This is a genomic window from Staphylococcus pseudoxylosus (genome assembly GCF_003697915.1).
GTDB lineage: Bacteria > Bacillota > Bacilli > Staphylococcales > Staphylococcaceae > Staphylococcus > Staphylococcus pseudoxylosus.
The window spans coordinates 20,745-27,650 of the sequence record NZ_RCVN01000022.1 but is presented as its reverse complement, the minus strand read 5'-3'; the positions used below and the strand labels follow the sequence as shown (position 1 = coordinate 27,650).

Below are 6,906 nucleotides of genomic sequence, written 5' to 3'. Positions count from 1 at the left end.
AACAAGAAGGGCCAGAAGTAGACCCAGAATTTAACGCAAAAGATAAAGTGAAAAAACAAGAAGGGTCAGAAGTAGACCCAGAATTTAATGCAAAAGATAAAGTGAAAGAACAAAAAGCGTCGGAAATAGATCCAGAATTCAATTTAGAAGATAAAGTGAAAAAGCAAGAAGGGCCAGAAGTAGACCCAGAATTTAATGCAAAAGATAAAGTGAAAGAACAAGAAGCGCCAGAAGTGGATGCAGAATTTAACGCAAAAGATAAATTAAAGCAACAAGAAGCTCATGTGGATTATAAAGACGCTAAACAAAACAAAATGGTAGAAAACAATCAAACGCCATTAAATGAACCTGTCAAAAATGATGAAAATAAAAAAGAGGGAACATCCTTAGATAAATTACCAAATCAAGCTGCAAATCACGATTCCGAACAAGATAATAAGGATAATCCTGAGAAAGCATTAAATACGTTGAAAGAAAATGCGGTAGCAACGCCGAAGAACCAAACTCAACAAAATGTAGAAAAAGCGAGTGAACAACCTAATAAAACTGCGAAACAAGGACAGTATCAAAACCAAGATCCTATCATTTTAGTACATGGTTTCAATGGTTTTACTGATGATATTAACCCGGCAGTATTAGCGCATTATTGGGGTGGAGATAAATTGGATATCCGCCAAGATTTAGAAAGTAATGGTTATGAAGCATACGAGGCGAGTATTGGTGCATTAAGTAGTAACTATGATCGTGCAGTTGAGCTTTATTACTATATCAAGGGTGGTACGGTAGATTATGGTGTAGCCCATGCTGAGAAGTACGGTCATGAACGTTATGGTAAAACATATGAAGGTGTATATAAAGATTGGCAACCAGGTCAAAAAGTGCACTTAGTAGCCCATAGTATGGGTGGTCAAACAGTAAGGCAACTTGAAGAATTATTACGTAATGGTAACCCAGAAGAAATAGAATATCAAAAAGAGCATGGCGGTGAAATTTCTCCACTTTTCCAAGGGAATAACGATAACATGGTGAATTCAATTACTACCATAGGTACACCGCATAATGGTACACATGCTGCAGATGCATTAGGTAATGAAGCTCTTGTTAGACAATTAGCGTTTGATTACTCCAAATTCAAAGGTAATAAAAACTCAAAAGTGGATTTTGGTTTTGGCCAATGGGGACTTAAACAGAGAGAAGGAGAAACATACGCGCAATATGTACAACGCGTTCAAAATAGTGGATTGTGGAAAACAAAAGATAACGGTTTTTATGATTTGACGAGGGAAGGCGCTGCTAAATTAAATAAAAACACATCGTTAAACCCTAATATTGTCTATAAAACCTATACAGGAGAATCAACAAGACCTACTTTACTTGGAAATCAAAAATCAGACATTAATATGTTTCTACCATTTACGATAACAGGCAATGTAATTGGTAAAGCTGCAGAAAAAGAGTGGCGTGAAAATGACGGATTAGTATCTACTATTTCATCACAACATCCATTTAATCAAGCCTTTACGGAAGCAACAAATGAAGTGAAAAAAAGTATATGGCAAGTGACTCCAATTAAACACGGTTGGGACCATGTTGATTTTGTTGGACAAGATTCTACGGATTCCAATCATCCAACTGAAGAGTTGCAACAGTTTTGGCATAATTTAGCAGCAGATTTAGTTCGTAACGAGCAATTTGATGCTTAAATAAAATTAAAATTTAAATAATGGAGGTAATGGTCATGACAGGAGACTTATTTGATTTATTAGGTTCGTTATTCCGTGTGATTAAAACATTATTTTTCTAAAGATTAATATGACGGTATAACAAGGTTAAATTCATCTTTATAATCAAGAGGGCGAGGCATTGAAATCAATTTGTAATTATTGGTTTATGCCTGGCCCTTTTTGTATTTTGAGTATTGGTTAGTTTAAAGTATACTAACACGTAATGATGAGGTTAGGAGGGGGTATGGTGATACCGTTTTCAAAAGGTGTTTTAGCATCGCTTGATGAATCGATTATGGATGATTTCTATTATTGGAAATATGAGGAGCTTGAACAAAAGGCAAAAAATTGGAATGGTCCATATATTGAGGAACCGCACATAGATAAATTATCGTTTATTAAAGCATTAGAGGAAAATCGTTATATCTACCCCAATGTAGAAAGTACTTTAGCAATTATGGTAGAAGGTCATTTTATAGGGACTGTCGGTTCATATTGGATAGATAAAAATACTAATTGGTTAGAAATAGGTATTGTTATTTACAATAGTGATTATTGGGAATCTAGTATTGGCACAGAAGTATTTCAACTGTGGATTGATTATTTATTTAAGAAAGATTTTGTTCATAGATTGGGCATCTCGACATGGTCAGGTAATGAAAGAATGATTAAGCTTGCTCAAAAAGTGGGCATGCGAGAAGAAGCTAGAATTAGACAAGCAAGAAGTGTGAAGGGTCAATATTTTGACGCTATTAAAATGGGTATACTAAAATTTGAATGGCTTGGAGTACGAGAATAAACACTACATAGTTTATAAAGTAACGAGCAAAATAAAAAACGAGACCGAAACAATTAAATGTCTCGGTCTCAAATAATTTTTAGAAATTATTTACCTGTGAATAAACCAACGATTTTTTTGATGATATCAATGATAAAGCTCATGTAACTCACCTCGCTTTGGTATGTTAAGTTAAATATAATACAATTGCGTTCAATTTTGTTTGATATTCCCTAAGTTGTGAAAAATCATTCTCCGATGACTAAAAATAAAATAAATAAACAATTGCGCATTCTAAAGTGTCTTTTTGTGAATAAATGAACATTATATAAAAAAGTCCTATTACAATGTATTAGAAAACACTTTGTAATAAGACCTTTTTGCTTGATATTATAATGGTATTTAGTCAGTAATTGCGCCTTTTGATGCCGAAGAGACAAGTTTGGCATATTTAGCGAGTGTGCCTTTTGTTGCTTTTAGAGGAGGAACTTCCCAATTTTGATAGCGACGTTCAAGTTCTTCTTCGGAAACGTCGAAACTAATTTCAAGTTTCTCTGCATCAATGGTAATCGTATCATTTTCTTCTAAGAGCGCCATTGGTCCACCGACTTGAGATTCTGGCGCAGCGTGACCTATCACTAGTCCATGTGAACCGCCAGAAAATCTACCATCTGTAAGTAATGCTACAGATTCTCCTAACCCTTTTCCTACAAGAATAGAGGATGCAGATAACATTTCAGGCATGCCTGGCGCGCCTTTAGGACCTGCATAACGAATAACGACGACATCTCCAGGTTTGATTTCATCATTTAGTATCGCTTTAGTGGCTTTCGCCTCTGAATCGAAGACACGTGCAGGTCCTTTGATATAAGTGACACTAAGGCCAGAGATTTTAGCTACAGCCCCTTCAGGAGCCAGGTTACCTTTTAAAATAACAAGAGGCCCAGTTGCATGTTTAGGTTCTTCGAAATTTATGATTTCTTTATTATCAGTTAGGTCTGCTTGATCAGCTAAATTTTCAGCTACTGTATGACCAGTTACAGTTAAGCAATCACCGTGAATTAATCCTTTGTCATGAAGTAACTTCATAACAGCAGGGATACCACCCACTTCGTCAAGGTGTGCCATTACATACTTACCACTTGGTCTCAGATCAGCAATATGAGGCACGCGTTTACGGATTCTCTCAAAATCATCTAGGGTTAAATCTACTTCGATTGTATGTGCGATGGCAAGTAGATGTAAAATAGCATTTGTTGAACCCCCTAACGCCATTACAACGGTAATTGCATTTTCGAAAGCCTCTTTAGTCATGATATCTTTTGGATAAATACCTTTTTCTAATAATTTATAAACTGCTTTTCCGGCTGCTCTACTATCTTTTGCTTTATTTGTAGAAACAGCAGGATGTGAGGCACTACCTGGTAAACTCATACCCATTGCTTCAATTGCTGATGACATCGTGTTAGCAGTAAACATACCGCCACAAGCACCAGCACCAGGACACGCAGAACATTCTACTTTATGTAAAGCCTCTTTATCAATTTCTCCATTATTATATTGTCCGACACCTTCAAATGCAGATACGGCATCTAAATTTTTGCCATCTAATTTTCCGGGTAAAATCGTTCCACCGTAAACGAATACGGCAGGTAAATTTAAGCGAGCGATTCCAATTATACAACCAGGCATGTTCTTATCGCAGCCACCTATAGCTACAACGCCATCAAGGTTTTCAGCACTAACAACAGTCTCTATTGAATCTGCAATGATTTCACGACTTGGCAATGAAAAACGCATACCGTCTGTTCCCATAGAGATACCGTCTGAAACTGTAATTGTATTGAAAATTAACGGAGAGCCACCTGCTTCACTGATACCTTGTTTAGATGCACGTGCTAGACCATCAATGTGCATGTTACATGGCGTAACTTCGCTCCAAGTACTTGCGACCCCAATCATAGGTTTTTGGAAATCTTCATCTTCAAAACCGAGTGCGCGTAAATAAGCACGGTTAGGTGTTCTACTGACACCTTCACTAATTACTTTACTTCGTATACGTAAATCTTGTTGATTTGTTTGTTGTTCTTGATCTTTAGCCAAGTGATAACCCCCTAGATATATTATTTTATAATGTTAGAAAAATCAGAATTTTTAATAGTTAGTCATACGTCTTTTACTAAGAAATTAAAACGTATCAAGTTATGTTGGTTTCTGATGTTATTTAAAAAGTATCGAAAGTACACATTATCTGTATATTGGATTAATGTCAAACTTATCATGACCTATATATATTGTCATACCATGTATTTAATAGTGTACAAATCAGGAACTAAGCCATTTTTTGAAAATCCAAAAAATTGTTTGAAATAATGTTCTTAGATTAAAATGTATGTGTATTGTAGGATAGTATAGGTTGAGGGGGAATTAAGATGACAGATTTTAGTCACTTAGAGAATTATTTAGAAATTGATACAGAAAAATATAATCGAATTGATTTATTATCATTAAATCATTATATTCATCAATATGTTTCGCATGTGCCTTTTGAAAATATAAATGTCCAAAATAAGCAACCGATTGCACTTAATGATGCGTCTATGCTCTACAAAATCCTCCAAGAACATCGAGGTGGTTTTTGTTATGAACAAAATCGCTTTTTCAAAAATTATTTAGTTGGAAAAGGATTTAATGTAGATATGATATCAGCGACAATTAATACAGGAAATGGTTGGGCAATGGCAGGTTCTCATATGGCGCTCAAGGTAAGGATAAATCAACAAGACTATTTAGTTGATGTTGGATATGCGGATGTACCTAAAGAGGCAATGCCTTTATCGAATCGACAAGCAGTCGTTACTGATATCAATGGTTATTTCAGAGCTTCTTATATAGATACACAAACGATTGAGATGTGTAAGTATAAAGAAAACGGATGGCAAATACAATATCAAGCGACGGATGCACCTAAAAATATTTCAGATTTTGAAGAAGGTATAACGTATAATCAACACAACCCTAGTTCTATATTTGTGAAAAAATTAATAGTAAGTAAAGCAACCGATCATGGCCGTATAACATTGTCTAATTCCCATTTAACTATTACAGACTATGGTGAAAAAGTGAAGAAACCTGTGACAAGTGATAATTATTTAGCGATATTAGATAACTATTTTGGTATTGATAATGTCAATATATTAACGTTTGAACGGTCATAAATAAGTTGTATATTACAGGTTTTATATTTTTACGTTCTCGTTTGTAATCATAATGTCATATAAATAATATACTAATGTACATTTTTACAATGTATAATAAAAGAGTGAGTATAGACACGAAGTGTAATAGATATATAGTAGGAGGTTTACATAAGTGCGTAAAAAAATTATTGCTACTGTAATAGGCACAAGCGCCTTAGCAGCAGTTTCATCAACTAACGCAGATGCCGCTACAACTTATAAAGTTAAGAGTGGCGACTCATTATGGTCAATAGCGAATAAATTCAATACTTCAGTGGACAAATTGAAGTCATTGAATAATTTAAGTTCAAATGTTATCTTTCCAAACCAATCATTGAAGGTGTCAGGGACATCAAGTTCGAACACGACTTCAAACACATCAACTGGAACGACGTACACAGTTAAATCAGGTGATACATTATCAGGTATAGCTGCGAGATATGGAACGACTTATCAAAAAATCATGAGTTTAAATGGTTTATCGAATTTTAATATTTACCCTGGTCAAAAATTGAAAGTATCAGGCACTGCATCAACTGGTAGTTCGAATACTTCAGGAAATACAAGTAGTGGAAGTACAACAACTTATACAGTTAAGAGTGGTGATTCATTATCAGCGATTGCTGCAAGATATGGCACTACATACCAAAAAATTATGAGTCTAAATGGTCTAACAAACTTTAATATTTACCCTGGTCAAAAATTGAAAGTATCAGGTACTGCATCAACTGGAGGTTCTGGTTCAACAGGATCTACAGGATCATCGGGGTATTACTCACCTGTATTCAACCATACTAATCTATATGATTGGGGACAATGTACTTGGCACGTATTTAATAAACGTGCACAAATTGGTAAAGGTATCAGTACTTATTGGTGGAATGCTAATAGTTGGGACACTGGTGCTGCAGCTGATGGTTATACTGTGGATTATAATGCTACAGTGGGTTCTATTTTACAATCAGATTTAGGTTATTACGGTCATGTTGCTTTTGTAGAATCAGTAAATTCGAACGGTAGTATTACTGTATCTGAAATGAATTATTCTGCTGCACCTGGTACAGTGACTTATAGAACAATTCCAGCATCACAAGTTAAATCGTATAAATATATTCACTAAATAAATATAGCAAAAAGCTCGTATTACAGTATGAAACGTGTAACT

The 6,906-nt window shown here is 35.0% G+C and carries 5 protein-coding genes; 4 read left to right on the top strand and 1 reads right to left on the bottom strand.

Features of this window, described 5'->3' with window-relative positions; genetic code table 11:
• A partial coding sequence (gene lip / locus D9V42_RS13845) for a YSIRK-targeted triacylglycerol lipase (RefSeq protein ID WP_244204787.1) occupies positions 1-1,703 on the top strand: 1,703 nt, incomplete at its 5' end.
• A gap of 268 nt (positions 1,704-1,971) precedes the next feature.
• Entirely contained in the window at positions 1,972-2,523 is a 552-nt protein-coding gene (locus D9V42_RS13840) for a GNAT family N-acetyltransferase (protein ID WP_122065438.1), read from the top strand.
• Positions 2,524-2,904: 381 nt separating this feature from the next.
• Here the strand turns inward: D9V42_RS13840 and ilvD are convergent, their stop codons facing one another.
• Positions 2,905-4,605: a dihydroxy-acid dehydratase gene (gene ilvD, locus D9V42_RS13835; protein WP_122065436.1), complete on the bottom strand. Its 1,701-nt coding sequence runs from the start codon at positions 4,603-4,605 to the stop codon at positions 2,905-2,907.
• A 329-nt stretch (positions 4,606-4,934) separates the two neighbouring features.
• Here ilvD and D9V42_RS13830 point away from each other — a divergent pair, with 329 nt between their 5' ends.
• Together D9V42_RS13830 and D9V42_RS13825 are read left to right on the top strand one after the other, a co-directional pair.
• Entirely contained in the window at positions 4,935-5,720 is a 786-nt protein-coding gene (locus D9V42_RS13830; protein ID WP_122065434.1) for an arylamine N-acetyltransferase family protein, read from the top strand.
• A 154-nt stretch (positions 5,721-5,874) separates the two neighbouring features.
• The gene (locus D9V42_RS13825) at positions 5,875-6,861 is read left to right on the top strand and encodes a LysM peptidoglycan-binding domain-containing protein (protein ID WP_119603673.1); all 987 of its coding nucleotides are present in this window, start codon (positions 5,875-5,877) and stop codon (positions 6,859-6,861) included.
• The last annotated feature ends 45 nt before the right edge of the window (positions 6,862-6,906 follow it).